General features: G+C 71.3%; 16 protein-coding genes and 1 pseudogene. 11 read left to right on the forward strand and 6 right to left on the reverse strand.

Annotated elements, in window-relative coordinates; translation table 11 throughout:
- The first annotated feature begins 3 nt into the window (after positions 1 to 3).
- Positions 4 to 390 (forward strand): cold-shock protein, encoded by a 387-nt coding sequence (locus ACQRWP_RS30505; RefSeq protein WP_196920747.1) that lies wholly within the window; start codon positions 4 to 6, stop codon positions 388 to 390.
- Here the strand turns inward: ACQRWP_RS30505 and ACQRWP_RS30510 are convergent.
- The gene (locus ACQRWP_RS30510; RefSeq protein WP_112677681.1) at positions 351 to 1,199 is read right to left on the reverse strand and encodes a 1,4-dihydroxy-6-naphthoate synthase; all 849 of its coding nucleotides are present in this window, start codon (positions 1,197 to 1,199) and stop codon (positions 351 to 353) included. The genes ACQRWP_RS30505 and ACQRWP_RS30510 overlap by 40 nt on opposite strands.
- Before the next feature lie 469 nt (positions 1,200 to 1,668).
- Here ACQRWP_RS30510 and ACQRWP_RS30515 point away from each other — a divergent pair.
- Together ACQRWP_RS30515 and ACQRWP_RS30520 are read left to right on the forward strand one after the other, a co-directional pair.
- A pseudogene (locus ACQRWP_RS30515) lies at positions 1,669 to 1,812 on the forward strand (helix-turn-helix domain-containing protein); the annotation flags it as partial.
- A gap of 78 nt (positions 1,813 to 1,890) precedes the next feature.
- Positions 1,891 to 2,481, forward strand: coding sequence for a GNAT family N-acetyltransferase (locus ACQRWP_RS30520; RefSeq protein ID WP_430503340.1), 591 nt, complete (start codon positions 1,891 to 1,893; stop codon positions 2,479 to 2,481).
- A 12-nt stretch (positions 2,482 to 2,493) separates the two neighbouring features.
- On the opposite strand, the gene ACQRWP_RS30525 is transcribed toward ACQRWP_RS30520, so the two are convergent.
- Both ACQRWP_RS30525 and ACQRWP_RS30530 read right to left on the reverse strand, forming a co-directional pair.
- Positions 2,494 to 3,144, reverse strand: coding sequence for a futalosine hydrolase (locus ACQRWP_RS30525; protein ID WP_430499677.1), 651 nt, complete (start codon positions 3,142 to 3,144; stop codon positions 2,494 to 2,496).
- A complete protein-coding gene (locus ACQRWP_RS30530) occupies positions 3,141 to 4,742 on the reverse strand; it encodes an MFS transporter (protein ID WP_430499678.1) in 1,602 nt (533 codons plus the stop codon). Before ACQRWP_RS30530 ends, ACQRWP_RS30525 begins: the two co-directional genes overlap by 4 nt.
- 88 nt (positions 4,743 to 4,830) lie before the next feature.
- Here ACQRWP_RS30530 and ACQRWP_RS30535 point away from each other — a divergent pair, with 88 nt between their 5' ends.
- Positions 4,831 to 5,670 (forward strand): DUF3027 domain-containing protein, encoded by an 840-nt coding sequence (locus ACQRWP_RS30535; protein WP_430499679.1) that lies wholly within the window; start codon positions 4,831 to 4,833, stop codon positions 5,668 to 5,670.
- Between the two features lie 36 nt (positions 5,671 to 5,706).
- Here the strand turns inward: ACQRWP_RS30535 and ACQRWP_RS30540 are convergent, their stop codons facing one another.
- On the reverse strand, positions 5,707 to 5,952 hold the full coding sequence (locus tag ACQRWP_RS30540) for a DUF2530 domain-containing protein (protein WP_091395273.1): 246 nt from the start codon (positions 5,950 to 5,952) through the stop codon (positions 5,707 to 5,709).
- An 88-nt stretch (positions 5,953 to 6,040) separates the two neighbouring features.
- Between ACQRWP_RS30540 and ACQRWP_RS30545 the strand changes: the two genes are divergently transcribed.
- The 5 genes from ACQRWP_RS30545 to thpR all read left to right on the forward strand — a co-directional run bounded on the left by ACQRWP_RS30545 (position 6,041) and on the right by thpR (position 10,628).
- The gene (locus ACQRWP_RS30545) at positions 6,041 to 7,519 is read left to right on the forward strand and encodes an NCS2 family permease (protein WP_430499680.1); all 1,479 of its coding nucleotides are present in this window, start codon (positions 6,041 to 6,043) and stop codon (positions 7,517 to 7,519) included.
- Between the two features lie 114 nt (positions 7,520 to 7,633).
- Positions 7,634 to 8,083, forward strand: coding sequence for a MarR family winged helix-turn-helix transcriptional regulator (locus ACQRWP_RS30550; protein WP_030486369.1), 450 nt, complete (start codon positions 7,634 to 7,636; stop codon positions 8,081 to 8,083).
- A gap of 72 nt (positions 8,084 to 8,155) precedes the next feature.
- A complete protein-coding gene (locus ACQRWP_RS30555; protein WP_430499681.1) occupies positions 8,156 to 9,439 on the forward strand; it encodes an MFS transporter in 1,284 nt (427 codons plus the stop codon).
- An 87-nt stretch (positions 9,440 to 9,526) separates the two neighbouring features.
- On the forward strand, positions 9,527 to 10,036 hold the full coding sequence (locus ACQRWP_RS30560) for a hypothetical protein (protein ID WP_430499682.1): 510 nt from the start codon (positions 9,527 to 9,529) through the stop codon (positions 10,034 to 10,036).
- A gap of 13 nt (positions 10,037 to 10,049) precedes the next feature.
- A complete protein-coding gene (gene thpR / locus ACQRWP_RS30565; RefSeq protein ID WP_430499683.1) occupies positions 10,050 to 10,628 on the forward strand; it encodes an RNA 2',3'-cyclic phosphodiesterase in 579 nt (192 codons plus the stop codon).
- On the opposite strand, the gene ACQRWP_RS30570 is transcribed toward thpR, so the two are convergent.
- Complete coding sequence (locus tag ACQRWP_RS30570) at positions 10,598 to 11,365, reverse strand: helix-turn-helix domain-containing protein (RefSeq protein WP_430499684.1); 768 nt, start codon at positions 11,363 to 11,365, stop codon at positions 10,598 to 10,600. The two genes, thpR and ACQRWP_RS30570, sit on opposite strands and share 31 nt — an antisense overlap.
- Before the next feature lie 237 nt (positions 11,366 to 11,602).
- On the opposite strand from ACQRWP_RS30570, the gene ACQRWP_RS30575 reads away from it, so the two are divergent.
- Positions 11,603 to 12,268 (forward strand): DUF4097 family beta strand repeat-containing protein, encoded by a 666-nt coding sequence (locus ACQRWP_RS30575; protein WP_430499685.1) that lies wholly within the window; start codon positions 11,603 to 11,605, stop codon positions 12,266 to 12,268.
- A gap of 15 nt (positions 12,269 to 12,283) precedes the next feature.
- A complete protein-coding gene (locus ACQRWP_RS30580) occupies positions 12,284 to 13,114 on the forward strand; it encodes an alpha/beta fold hydrolase (protein ID WP_430499686.1) in 831 nt (276 codons plus the stop codon).
- 54 nt (positions 13,115 to 13,168) lie between these two features.
- Here ACQRWP_RS30580 and sepH read toward each other — a convergent pair whose 3' ends face one another.
- Entirely contained in the window at positions 13,169 to 14,248 is a 1,080-nt protein-coding gene (gene sepH / locus ACQRWP_RS30585) for a septation protein SepH (RefSeq protein ID WP_430499687.1), read from the reverse strand.
- Between the last annotated feature and the right edge of the window lie 44 nt (positions 14,249 to 14,292).

A 14,292-nucleotide genomic window follows, 5' to 3' on the forward strand; every position in this document is an offset into this window, starting at 1 on the left:
CAGGTGCCTACGGGTCGAGTGAAGTGGTACGACACGGCCAAGGGATACGGCTTCGTCACGAGTGACGAGGGCGGCGACGTGTTCCTGCCCAAGGGGGCGCTGCCGGCGGGCGTCACCGACCTCAAGGGTGGCCAGCGGGTCGACTTCAGCGTGGTGGACAGCCGCCGGGGCGCACAGGCCATGGGGGTCAAGCTGCTGGACGCGCCGCCGTCGATGTCGGAGCTGCGCCGTCGGCCGGCCGAGGAACTGCACGGCCTGGTCGAAGACATGATCAAGGTGCTGGAGGCGAAGGTCCAGCCGGACCTGCGCCGGGGTCGGTACCCGGACAAGAAGGCCGCGCAGAAGATCGCTCAGCTGGTCCACGCGGTGGCCCGCGAGCTGGAGGTCTGAGGCACCAGGCCGGCGGTGGCGGCCCGGTCGAGCAGTGCCGCCACCGCGGCGAAACCGGCCTCGCCCAGGTCCGCGGTGAACTCGTTGACGTAGAGACCGATGTGCCGGTCGACCACGTCGAGCTCCATCTCCTGGGCGTGCGCCAGCACGTACTCCCGGCTGGCCGCCGGGTCCGCCCAGGCCTGCCGGACCGACTCGCGGACCCAGCCGGCCGCGGCCTCCGGGTCGACCGCCCCGCGTCGGGCCAGGATCGCGCCGAGAGGAATGGGCAGGCCGGTGTCGGCCTCCCACCATTCACCGAGGTCGACCAGGGCGCTCAGGCCGTGCCGGTGGTAGGTGAACCGGGCCTCGTGGATGACCAGCCCGGCGTCGTAACGCCCAGCCGCCACGCCCGGCATGATCTCGTGGAACGGAACCACCTCGATCCGGGCCGGCGGTCGCCCCGCCGACCAGAGCCGGAACAGCAGGTACGCGGTGGTCCGGTCGCCCGGCACCGCCACCGTGGCACCGGTCAGGTCGGTGCGGTCCGGCCCGCCGTCACGGTCGCCCCGGGTGAGCACCAGCGGACCGCAACCGCGACCGAGGGCGCCCCCGCAGGGCAGCAGGTGGTAGTCGTCGAGCAGCCAGGGCAGCGCCGCGAAGCTCACCTTCACCAGGTCGAACGCGCCCCGCTCGGCCGCCGTGTTGGTGACGTCCACATCGGCGTACGTCACCTCGACCGGCGGCGCGCCGGGCACCCGCCCGTGCACCAGCGCGTGGAAGACGAACGTGTCGTTGGGGCAGGGCGAGATCGCCAGGGAGAGCGCCACACCCCCACGGTAGCCCCGCCCACCGCACGGGGTCCGTGCCCACCCCACGACTGTGACCCGCGACCGGGCCGTGCAGGTGTGATCCGCAGCTGTGCTCTAGGTCGGAGCGAGGCGGCGGCGTCGACTGCGGCGGACGCCGCCGGGTGGAACAACGCGTGGGCGCGATCGGCCCAGCAGGGTCGAGCACCCTGCCTAGTCTCCCTTTGGAGCTGATGTCGTAGACGAATCGCCCAGCGTCGGTGACCGTGGTCCGGAGCTGGGGACTCTGACAGGGTAGTGATGCCGCAAACGATTCAGCTCCAAAGGGAATCGCGGGGGTAGTTCGTCCACCGGTCGGAGAGGTTGTCCACAGCGTTATCCACAGGTTGGCGCGGGGTGTTGATAGCTCGTCGACCAGCCGGGAACATCGGCCTGTGACCGAGGCGAGTGACCACACCGACGAGGCCGGCGCAGCCGATCTCGTCGGGCGCTCCGCGCGCTGCGTCGGCGGGCCGATTTGAGTCAGCGGCAGTTGGCCGAGAGATCCGGGGTGCCGCAGCCGACGCTGGCCCGGATCGAGTCGGGGCGGGCGGTCGATCCCCGATTCCGGACGGTGGAACGCCTCGTCCAGGCGGCGGGCGGGACGTTGGCCGTTGGCGTCCCACCATCCAGCTCCGGCGTCACCGAACCCACGCCGGTCCCGCACGACGACATGTGGGACGAGGCAGGCCGCCGGTACCCGGCTCACCTGGACGTCTGGCCGGTCCACGAGCCTCGGGACTGGCCCGGCGCCTGGTGGGCGGAGTGGTACCGGTTGCCGCCCGAGCGGTATCCACTCCCGCTGCCACCGGCAGCGTACGAGCTGAACCGGCGCTATCGCGACAACCGGCGGTGGGCTGCCGAGGTCCGGCGGACTGCGCAGGTGCGTCGGGTGCTCAGTAGCGACCTGCCGGCCACCTCCTGGCGTTACGTCGCCGAGCTTCCCGGCGGGAAGCTGGTTGGTGAGCTGCGGGCCCACGAGCGGAGCCCATTCCTGGAGCACGGGGAGTGGCATCCGGACGAGCCGGAGCGGGAGATGGTGCTCGACGGCGTGCTTGTCGACGCCCGGTACCGGCGGTTGGGGCTCGGGCGTCGGCTGGTCACCGCACTGGTGACCGGGATGCGTGAGGCAGGCATCGACGACGCGGCAGCGATAGCCGAGGGATCCGGCACCGACCTGCTGCTGGCGTGCGGCTTCGAGATCGAGGCACGCCGCCCAACCGCACTGCGCCTGGGCCACCCGGGCAAACGCTGTTTTTCCTGAAGGCCGCCTGGGTCAGCGCAGCGCCGGGGCTGCTGTGGTCAGGGCGGCCAGGGCTTCGCGCAGCCGCCAGGCGTCCCGGTCGCGGGGGCCGATCGGGTTGGAGATGGTGCGCAGTTCCGCGAAGGGCACCCCGGCCTGCGCCGCGGCGACCGCCACGCCGTACCCCTCCATGGCCTCGGCGACCGCTTCCGGATGCCTCCGGCGCAGCTCGTCGGTGCTGGCCGTGGTGCCGGTGACGGTGCTGACCGTGAGCACCGGGCCGGCCGTGGCCGTCGGGAGGGCGGCCCGCAGTGCCGCCAGCAGGCCCTGGTCCGCCGGCACCCTGCTGCCGGCACCGAGCAGCGCGGGCGGCATGCCCAGCTCGTCGACCGGGATGAAGCCGTCGGGCGACTCCGCGCCCAGGTCGGCGGCGATGCTGGCGGTGCCGAGCACCGTGTCGCCGACCTCGGCCCGCCCGGTGAAGCCGCCGGCCACACCGGCGCTGACCACCGCACGGTACGGGCGGCCGGCGGCCTCGGCCAGCGCCAGCAGCCGGGCGGTGGCGGCACCGGCGACGGCCGGGCCCACACCGATCGGGGTGACTGTCACGGTGGGGTCGGTCAGTCCTGCGCGGACCGCGTCCGCCTCGGCGGGAACCGCCGTCACCACCAGCAGACCGGTCACGAGAGTGAGCCGGGGGACTCCCGGCGGGTCTCGTCGTCGGCCCCGCCACCCGGCCCGCCAACCGCAGACGACGGGCGGTAGATGTGGTAGCCCGGCGGGGCGAGGCTCGGGTCGTCGTACTGCGGTGAGCTGGTCTGGGCCGGTGCCGGTGAGGTGGGCGCGGGGTCGCCGGGCTCGTCCGCCGGCTCGTCCTCGGTCAGTTCGTCGTCACCGAGCGGTCGGCCGGCCAGCTTCTCGCCGCGAAGCCGGGCGGCGGCCAGCACACCCCGGATCGCGGCCAGGACGCCGACCCCGGCGGCCACGGCGATGCCCATCCGGCCATCGAACGGCACCAGCCCGAGCCCGCCGCCGGCGACGAAGGCGAGCATCAGCACCGTCTCGGAGTGGGCGAAGGAACTGGCCCGCAGCCGTTCCGGGATGCGCTCCTGGATCGAGGCGTCAACGGCCAGCTTCGCTATCCCGCTGGCCATCGCGGCGACCAGGCAGAGCAGGGCGACCATCAGCAGCGAGAACTGGATGACGGCGAGCACCGCCACCCCGGCCACGATGATCATGCTGCTGGACTGGATGGCGGTCGGCCGGTGGATGCGCAGTCGGGTGCCGATGGCGGTGGCCAGGAAGGTGCCGACCGCGAGCGCGCCGCCGACCACGCCCAACGCCCACTCGGCGCCCAGTTCCCGACCGAACACCACGGTGGTCAGGTCGCCCTTCTTGATCGCGAAGGCGAGGAAGAGCAGCAGGAAGCCGTAGAGCGCGCGTAGCGTCGCCGCGCCGATCAGCGTGGCGATCACCAGCCGGCCGGACGGCCGGCCCCGACCCAAGGGGCGATCACCACGGCGGCGGCCCAGCGCGCGCAGTGGCCGGGGGACCCGCTCCGGTGGCTCCGAGTCGGCCTTCGGCGGCAGCCGCAACGAGATCACCATGCCGACCAGGAAGATCACCGACGCGACCCGGAGCGGCCACTGTGGCCCGAACCAGAACGCGGCCAACCCGATCGGCGCCACCAGCGCACCCGCGACCGTGCCGTAGACGCTGGCCCGCGCACCCACCTGGGACAGGCCGAGGCCCTCCGGCAGCAACCGGGGCACCGCCGCGGAGCGAGCCACGCCGTACGCCCGGGAGAGCGCGAGCACCCCGAACGCGGCCGGATAGAGCCCGAAGCCGTGGATGTAGTCGGAGATCAACCAAGCCAGGAAGGCGCGGCCGAGCATCGTCGCGGCCAGGGCGTACCGCCGGCCGTGCCGGAAGTGATCCAGCAGCGGGCCCACCACCGGGGCGAGCATCGCGAACGGCACCATGGTCACCAGCAGGTAGAGCGCGACCTTGCTGCGGGCCTCGCCGAGCGGCACGTTGAAGAAGATCGTGCCGGCAAGACCGATGGCGATCAGGGTGTCACCGGCACAGGACAGCGCGTGCAGGTCGAACAGGCGAACCATGCCGACCTCACCGCCGGCACCCCGGGCGCGGGCCCGACCGGCCCGGCGGGTCACCCAGCGGCCGCTGCCCACCGAACCGCGCAGCAGCAGACGGATGGCGCGAATGCCGGTGCCGACGGTCCGCCCGAGGACGGATCGCCCGGAGCGGGAGTACGACGGCATGTGCACCATCCTCGCCCATCTGATCCGGGTACGCCGCACCACCGCTGGGAAAGGTTCCCCGGGAGTCCCTGTCACCCCTGCGAGGCGCATGGGGAACAATGGTGAGGTGACCAGGCCCGTCTCCACCCGTGCCGCCCGTCTCGACCAGGTCTGCGCCGCCGCCGTCGAGGTGGCCCGCGCCGGCATCACCGAGGTGGACGCCGACGATGTCGGCGATCACCTGCAGGTCGTTGCCGAAGGTGATCGGCTGGTCACCCACTACTTCGAATGTCGCCTCGCTGGCTACAACGGCTGGCGCTGGGCGGTCACCGTCACCCGGGTACCGCGCAGCAAGACGGTGACCATCTGCGAGACGGTCCTGCTGCCCGGCCCGGACGCGCTGCTCGCGCCCGGCTGGCTGCCCTGGCAGGAGCGGCTCAAGCCGGGCGACCTGGGCCCGGGTGACCTGCTCCCGACCTCGCCCGACGACGATCGACTGGTCCCCGGTTACCTGCTCTCCGACGACCCTGCGGTCGAGGAGACGGCTTGGGAGTTGGGCCTCGGGCGCGCCCGGGTGCTCTCCCGGGAGGGCCGCATCGACACGGCGCAGCGCTGGTACGAAGGTGACCACGGCCCCGCCGCGGCCATCTCGTCCGCCGCTCCGTCCGCCGCCCGCTGCGGCACCTGCGGCTTCTACCTGCCGCTGGCCGGTGCGATGCGGCAGGCCTTCGGGGCGTGCGGCAACTTCTACGCCCCCGACGACGGCCGGGTGGTGAGCGCCGACCACGGTTGCGGCGCCCACTCCGAGACGTTGATCGAGGTGGCCGAGACCTCTGTCGACGAGCTCCCCACGGTGTACGACGACAGCGCGGTGGAGGCCATGTCGGTCAGCCGGGCTCCGGGCTCGGTCGAGGCGGCTGAGCCGGCGGAGCCGTACGGGCACTCCTGATCGTCCGCGCCGGAGCGCTCCGGCGCGGCAACCAGCTCACCTCGCGCGGCGGCGGCGTCGGTTGGCGTCGTGCCGCATCATCACGGCGAGGCCAGGGAAACCCCACAGGAAACCGGCGAGGCAGGTCCAGAGCCAGTTCTGGTGACCGTGGTCGGTCAGCCAGCCCCGGAAGAAGATCAGCAGGACCAGCCCGGCCACCGCCCACGCGATCAACCCGGCGAGGGCGAACGGCACCATCGGCGGATCCAGTGGTGCGGGCCGCGGTGGCTGCTCGTTCGGCATCCGGCAAGCGTACGGGATCTACTTCCCCTGCCCACCGACGATCTGGGACGATGCGCGCGACAACTGGAAGATCACCTGCGAGGACCTGATGGCCGTAGCGCCGCCCGAGAACGGCACACCTCCCAACCCCGCTCATCCGCGTAACGGTTTCGACCGTTTCTTCGAGATCTCCGCCCGTGGCTCGACGTTGAGCCGTGAGGTACGCGGTGGCCTGGCGACCTTCTTCACGATGGCGTACATCGTGGTGCTCAACCCGCTGATCCTGGGCGGCGCCGTCGACGGTGACGGCAAGAGCCTCCCGATTCCCGCGCTGGCTGCCGCGACCGCGCTCGTCGCCGGCCTGATGACCATCCTGATGGGTGTGGTCGGCCGGTTCCCGCTGGCGCTCGCCGCCGGTCTGGGTGTCAACGCGCTGGTGGCGTACGAGATCGCCCCCGAGATGACCTGGGCCGACGCGATGGGCCTGGTGGTGATCGAGGGTCTGATCATCGCGGTGCTGGTGCTGACCGGTCTTCGGACCGCGGTGTTCCGCTCGGTGCCAACCCAGATGAAGAGCGCGATCGGGGTCGGCATCGGTCTGTTCCTGACCATCATCGGCCTGGTGGACGCCGGCTTCGTCCGACGCATCCCGGATGATGCCAACACCACAGTTCCGGTCGGCCTGGGCATCGGCGGCAAGCTGGTGAGCTGGCCGATGCTGGTCTTCGTGGTGGGCCTGCTGATCACGCTGGTGCTGGTGGTCCGTCGGGTGAAGGGCGCGATCCTGATCGGCATCCTCGCCTCGACGGTGCTCGCGGTGATCGTGGAGGCCGTCGGCAACATCGGCCCGTCGTTCGTCAACGGTCAGCCCAACCCGAAGGGCTGGTCGCTGAACGTTCCGGAGCTGCCGAAGTCGGTGGTCGACCTGCCGGACCTGTCGCTGCTCGGCAAGTTCAACGTGCTCGACTCGTGGGGCCGGGCCGGTTGGCTGGTCGTGCTGATGTTCATCTTCACGCTGTTGATCACGGACTTCTTCGACACCATGGGCACGATGGTCGCGGTCGGCCAGGAAGGCGGCCTGCTCGACGAGCAGGGCACCCCGCCGAAGGCCAAGGAGATCCTGCTGGTCGACTCGATCGCGGCGGCGGCCGGCGGTGCGGCCAGCACCTCCAGCAACACGTCGTACATCGAGAGCGCCGCCGGTGTCGCGGAGGGCGCCCGGACCGGCGTGGCCAACCTGGTCACCGGCGCGCTCTTCCTGCTCGCGATGTTCCTGGCGCCGCTGGTCGTGATCGTGCCGTTCGAGGCGGCGTCGACGGCCCTGGTGGTGGTCGGTTTCCTGATGATGACCGCGGTGCGGACGATCGACTGGTCCGACTACGAGATCGCCATTCCGGCGTTCCTCACCATCGTGCTGATGCCGTTCACCTACTCGATCTCCAACGGGATCGGCGCTGGCCTGATCACCTTCGTGGTGGTCAAATTGGCGCGGGGCAAGGCCCGGGAGATCCACCCGTTGCTGTACGGGGTGGCCGCACTCTTCGTGCTGTACTTCCTGCGTGGGCCCATCGAGTCCCTGGTGCTCTGAGGCACATCCGGGCGGGGAGTCGATCAGGATTCCCCGCCCGTACCATTCGAATCCCCTCGTGAGCCTGGTCATAACGGATGTCGTTAGCCAGGCTCATTAGTTAAGCTAACTACTGTGACGGAGCGGACGGTGACGGCGGAACGCGTGCCACCGGCGCAGCTGGCTCCCCAGCTGCGTGATGCGATCACCCGACTCAACCGGCGGGTCCGACAGGCCCGACCGGTCGGCGACCTCACGGTCACCCAGGTCTCCGCGCTCACCAGCCTGCGGCTGGCTGGCGCGATGACACCCCGGGAGCTGGCCGATGTGGAGCGGGTGCAGCCGCCGACGATGACCAAGATCGTCGGGAAGTTGGAGGACCGCGGCCTTGTGCGGCGGACACCCCATCCGACCGACGGGCGGCAGGTCATCCTCGCGGCGACCGAAGGAGGGCAGGCCGTGCTCGACCAGTTCGAGCGGGCCCGCGACGAGTGGCTGGCCCACCGGCTGGCCGCACTCGACGAGGACGAACGGGAGACCCTGCAGAGGGCCGCCGAGATTCTTCAGCAGCTCGCTCGCGCCTGAGCCGCACCCGCGCCACCGGGTCCGTGCCGTCACCTGTCGATGACGCGTACGTCCGGAGGAGGCGCACCAAGAGTGCAGGCGAAGCTGAGCACGATGTTCCAGTCCCTACAGGTCCGCAACTACCGCCTCTTCGCATCCGGGCAGCTGATCAAGTTGATCGGCGTCTGGATGATGTTCATCGCCCAGGACTGGCTCGTCCTCGAGCTCTCCAACAACTCGGCGACCGCGCTCGGCGTGGTCACCGCCTGCCAGTTCACCCCGGTGCTCCTGCTCACCCTGCTCTCCGGCCGGCTCGCCGACCGGTACGACAAGCGGGTGCTGCTCTTCGCCGCCAACGCCTTCTGGAGCCTGCTGGCGCTCGGCATGGCGGTGCTGGTCCTCACCGACATGGTGCAGCTCTGGCACGTCTTCGCCTTCGCCGCGCTGCTCGGCACGGCCAACGCGGTGGAGACCCCGGTCCGGCAGGCGTTCGTCTCCGAACTGGTCGGCACGCCTCTGCTGCCCAACGCGCTGTCGCTGAACGCCGCCGTGTTCAACTCCGCCCGGATCGTCGGGCCGGCCGTCGCCGGCCTGGCCATCGCCGCGTTCGACGTGGGCCCGGTCTTCCTCTTCACCGCCCTCAGCTCGGTCGCGCCCCTGGTCAACGTGGTCCGGATGCGTACGACCGAGCTGCACCGCGACGCTCTGCTGCCCCGCGACGAGCGGGCGTCCGCCCGGGTCGTCGACGGGCTGCGGTACGTGTGGCGCCGCCCCGACCTGCTGCTGCCGATGGCGATCATGTCGGTGATCGGCATGTCGCTGTTCAACTTCCAGCTCACCCTGGCCGCGTTGGCGAAGACGGTCTTCCACACCGGCGCCGCCTCCTTCGGCCTGTTCAGCACGGCGCTGGCCGTCGGCGCGCTCGGCGGCGCGCTCAGTGGCACCGGTCGGCGTAGCCGCCCGTCGGTGTGGCTGGTGCTCGGCGCGGCGATCGCCTGCGCCAGCTTCGGCACCCTGGTCGGCCTCTCCTCTGCGTACTGGCTGGTGGTGGCGCTGCTGGTGCCGACCGGCTTCTGCATGGTCTTCTTCGCCCAGGCCGCCAACCAGCGGATCCAGATGGGCGTCGACGCAGCCTTCCGGGGACGGGTGATGGCCCTGTGGGTGCTGGTGTTCCTGGGCACCAACCCGGTCGGCGCGCCGCTGATCGGCTGGGTCGCGGAGCACTACGGTGCCGGTGCCAGCATCTGGATGGGTGGGCTCATCTCGCTGGCCGCCGCTCTGGTCGCGCTCACCTGGCAGCTCCGCCACTCCGGTGCCCGGCTGCGGTTCCGGGTGCTGCCGATGCCCCGTTTCTACGTCACCTCCACCGACTGCTGAGGTTTACCACCGGCGCCGGCCGCGTCCGGTTGCGCGGATGCGGCCAAACCGCTGGCGGGGTGGCACGGCGGGGCTTAGCGTCGATACGTGGGAGTCGGACGCGCGCTGATGCTGGCCCTGGCGTTCCTCGCCGTGGCCACTCTGCCGGCGGCATTCGCCCTGCTCTTCTGCTACGACGAGATCGTCGACCGGGCGGTCTGCGGTTGGTCCGAGTGGCGTGACCGCCGACGGGAGAAGCGGACGATCGCCCGACTCGACCGGGCCATCGAGGCCGACGCGCTGACCCGGGACATCGACCTCAGCGAGTTCGACCGCGTTGACCGCCGGCCGCTGGAGCAGCTCGCCGCCGACCTGCGCCGCCTCGGTGGTCAGCGGATCGTCGGCGGCGGTCGATCAATGGTCTGGCACAGCGCGCTGCTCCAGGCGTACGACGACCGGCTTCGCCTCGCCTGCCGCGCCCTCGGCATCGCCGAACACCTCGCCGAGCTGGAGGGCGTCGACCAGGAGATCGAGCGGGTCCGGGTGGAGGGCGTGCTGCACGCCGCCGGGCTGGCCCTTCCGGCGGCCCGGGCTGGGCTTCGGCAGCGGCACCGCTGAGCGGCCGCACGCTGTGCGACTCTTCGTCGCGGTCCGCCCGTCCGTCCAGGCGGTCAATCACCTCGGCGCACAGGTCGCCCGTCTGCGCGTCGCGGCGGCGACCGCCGCTGGCGTCAACGTCCGGCTCGCCGACCCGGCCGACCTGCACCTCACCCTGACGTTCCTCGGCGCCGTCGAGTCTGATCGGCTGATCGAGGTGGAGAGTGCGCTCGGGTTGGCCGCCGAGCGGTTCCGGAACGGCCGGGACGCCTTACCGCGGTTGAGTCTCGGCGGCGGTGGCCGATTCGGCCGCGGCCGAACCACAGTGCTGTGGGTGGACCTGCGGGGGGAGGTCGAGGCGTTGCACGTGCTGGCCGGGCTGATTCGGTCCCGGCTGAGCCACGGCCGGCTGCCGTGCGACGAGAAACCGTTCCGGCCGCATCTGACCGTTGCCCGGCCCGGCGATCGGATGGACCCGACCGACGTCGAGGCCGACCGGGCCAGCCTGGACGGGTACGAAGGGCCATCGTGGGCGGCGTCGGAGCTGCTGCTGGTGCGCAGCCACCCCGGCGGCCGACCGCGCTACGAGCGGATTGCCGCCTGGTCGCTGTGACCCGGCGGCACGTGGCTGGTCGCGCTGGAAGGCCTGCTGCGGAGGACCTCGCGGGCCTGTTCGGCGGCGCGGGTGATGCTCTCGCTGATGAAGTCGAGGAAGCGGGCGATGTTCTCCAGACGGGCGGCGGCGGGGGTGTGCGCCCCGAGGAGGGCGACGCCCTGGCGTGCGGTCGCGACGAGATGGTCGTTGGCCCGGGCACTGGCGATCGTCGCCTGGAAGAAGAGCTCGTCGTCGACGACGTAGCGGTCGCGGCGGCGCTCGTCGCGTTCGCGGCGGACGAGGCTCTGGCTCTCCAGGAAGGTGACCGCCTTGGAGATCGACGCCGGGCTGACCTGGAGGCGTTGGGCTAGTTCAGACGCGGTGAGACTGCCCGAGTCGGTGAGGAACAGATTGGTCAACACTCGGGCTCCCATCTTGTTCAGACCGGAGGCCATGAGGACGGTGGTGAACGCCTGCTCGTAGTCGGCCACGGCCTGGGCGTCGCGTCCGTCTGGTCGGCGGGCCGCCTCGGCCCCATGGGAAGGGGCGGGCTTGCGCCGGTGGGCGCGGCGCTCGGTCGCGTGGTGGGCCAGATCGGCGCGGTAGCCGGTGGGGCCGCCGTTGCGCATCACCTCGCGCGTGACCGTCGAGGTGGGACGGTCGAGGCGTCGGGCGATCTCGGCGTAGGAGAGGCTGTCGGCCAGCCCCAGCGCGATCTGCTGGCGTTCCTGCTGGCTGAGTCTGCCTCCCGGCATCGCGATCTCCCTCGTGGTCCCGTAGGGCGGCGGCCCAGACCCCGTCACCATAGCGTTAACCCACATATCAATGCAACGACGACGAGGGAATCGTTGCATTAGATTCTGGATGGTTGCAACAATCGCAGGAGCTTGAACAGCTAAAACACCGTTTCACTGCAACGAGGGTGTTGCGGAAATTGGAAAGCAACGTAGCGTTTCCCACATCAGAAACAAGCACGAACCTGGGAGAGCACGATGCAGACGTTCGACACCCCCGCCCCCATCTCCGCCGTCCTGGACATCCCCGCCGGACGCATCCAGCTCATCGCCGCGGACCGCGCCGACACCACCGTCGAGGTCCTCCCGGCCGACCCCGCCAAGAGCAGCGACACCAGGGCCGCCGAGCAGACCACCGTCGCCTACGCCGACGGCGTCCTGCGAATCACGACCGCACGTCCCATCAACAAGCTCTTCGGCCCCTCCGGCTCTCTGGAGGTCACCGTCCGGGTGCCCGCCGACTCCCATGTCGAGGCCAGGGCCGCCAGCGCCGAGCTTCGGGGCGTCGGCCGCCTCGGCGACGTCACCGTCGACGGGGCGTACCGGGAAATCAAGATTGACGAGGCGGCGAGTGTGCGCCTCACCGCCATCGACGGCGATGTCGAGATCGGCCGGCTCAACGGGCCCGCCGAGATCAGCACCGCCCGGGGTGACATCAGGGTCGCCGAGGCCATGCGCGGCACTGTCGTCCTCCGTACCCAGTCCGGCGACATCTCGGTCGCGGCGGCGGCCGGCGTCTCGGCCGCCCTGGACGCTGGCACCGGCCACGGCCGCGTCAGCAACGCCCTCAAGAACGACGGCACCGTCGAGCTCGACATCCACGCCAGCACCCTGCAGGGCGACATCAACGCCCGCAGCCTCTGAAAAGGACGGATCGAGATGACGAACAACAGCATGCCCTCAACCAACTCGCCGTGGACCGGCATGGTGTCGGTCGACGACACGGCCCTGGCCGTCACCGACACCGGTGGTCCCGGCATCCCCGTGGTCTACCTCAACGGCCAGTTCGCCACCCAGGGCTACTGGCGGCGGGTCATCGCCGAGCTTGGCACCGAATTCCGGCACATCACCTACGACGAGCGGGCTCGCGGCAGGAAGTCGAAGCGCTCAGTCGACTACTCGTTCGAGGCGGCCGTCCGGGACGTCGACGCCGTTCTCGCCGCCCGAGGCGTGGACCAGGCGGTGCTGGTGGGCTGGTCCTACGGAGCGGTGGTCGGGGCACACTGGGCCAACCGGAACCCGGAGCGGGCCCTGGGCGCGGTCCTGGTCGACGGCGCGTTCCCGCACGACTGGCTCGACGAGGCCATGGCGCAGCGGATCCGCAAGATGTTCCGACGGATGAACCTGTTCATGCCGCTGCTCCGCCCGACCGGCCTGACCCCACGGATGAACGCCGACCAGATGGCGGACAGCAACATCGAACTCGGCGAACTCTCCCGCGAGCGCGAACTGGGCCCAGTGCTGGACGCCATCACCGTCCCGGTGCGGTACGTGGTCGCCTCGGGAACGTCCCTCGGCAGCCGCGGGGACGAGCAGGAGCAGATCCGCGCCAGCCTCGACGCGGTGACCGCCCGCAACCCGAACATCACCATCGGGGCGAAGGTCGCCAGCAACCACGGTGCGATCCTCAAGAAGGACTTCCGTGCCGTCGCCGAGGCCGTACGCGGGGTCGCCGCCCCTCATCGGGAAGACGCCGGAGACACTCGGTGAGGTCCGAACGCTCGCGTTGACGGGTGACGCACTGTCACCCGTCAACGCGAAGCGTCAGGAGGATTCGCGGGCGGCCGGGCCGCTGCCGAAGAGCACGTCGTCCCAGCTTGGCAGCCGCTTGCGCGGCTTGCCGTTGGCGTCGGTGGACTCGCCGCCGGCGGCCGCCGCAGCGCCAGTCCGGCGGGGCCGCAGCACCGCCAGCGACGGCACGGCCGGCACCTCCTTGGGCGCGTCCGAATCATCGTCGAAGGCCGAGCCCTGGCCACCGCCGAGCAGCGCGGCGGCACCCCCACCGACCGGCCGCTGCCGGGGCGCGTCCGACCCGGCAAGGGCAGCCGGGGTACGCGGCTCCAGCCCTCGACCCGACGAGGCGCCGAGCGGGCGGTCCAGGGAGGCGAGAAGGGCATCACGGCCGGCCCGGATCGGATCACGGCCAGGACGCGGGTGCTCGGACGCCGCCGGCAACCCGTGCCCGCCACGACTCGGCTCACCACGCGACGGACCGGGCAGGGCGTGCCCGCCCCGCTCCGGCGCCGGCTCCTGACCGAGGATCGGCGTGGGCCGCTCGGCGCACAGGTACTGCGCCATGTCGTCGTGCGGCGCGACCACCTGCCGGGCCTTGTCCATGTCCCAGATGGCCTGCGCGGTCGCCTTGCCCGACGGCCAGGTGGCGATGATCCGCCAGGTGCCGTCGTCACGCCGGTACGCGTCCCAGGAGATCTTCTCGGTGTCGATGCCGTGCTGGCTCAGCCGACCGTTGACCACCTCGGCGAGCGGGGTGGGCTTCTCCGCGCCCTTGAGGCGGGTGCGGCGAGCGTGCTGGGCGAGCATCGCCCGCTCCTGCAACACCGGGCCGGCATAGCGCAGCACGCGGTCGACCGGCACCCCGGCGATCCGGGCGACATCCTCCGCGGACTCACCGGAGCGGATGCGGGCCTGAATGTCCCGAGGAGACAGCGACGGAACCGGGTCGACGGTGCTCGGTGCCACCGCGAGCGGCGGGGCACCCGGCTCGGGGTGCATCACGCCGGCGATGCGTTCGTCGATCGGCAGGGCGAGGAGTCGCCCGACCTCGTCGGCGAGCACCAGCGCCTGACCGTCCTCGGAGAGGGCGACGAAGCGTACTGGGCGCATAGCGTTGCCTCCGTCCCGCTTCGCTGGCCGCACGCCACGAGTCG

Origin of the sequence: Micromonospora trifolii (assembly GCF_050516465.1) — a bacterium.
Lineage (GTDB): Bacteria > Actinomycetota > Actinomycetes > Mycobacteriales > Micromonosporaceae > Micromonospora > Micromonospora trifolii.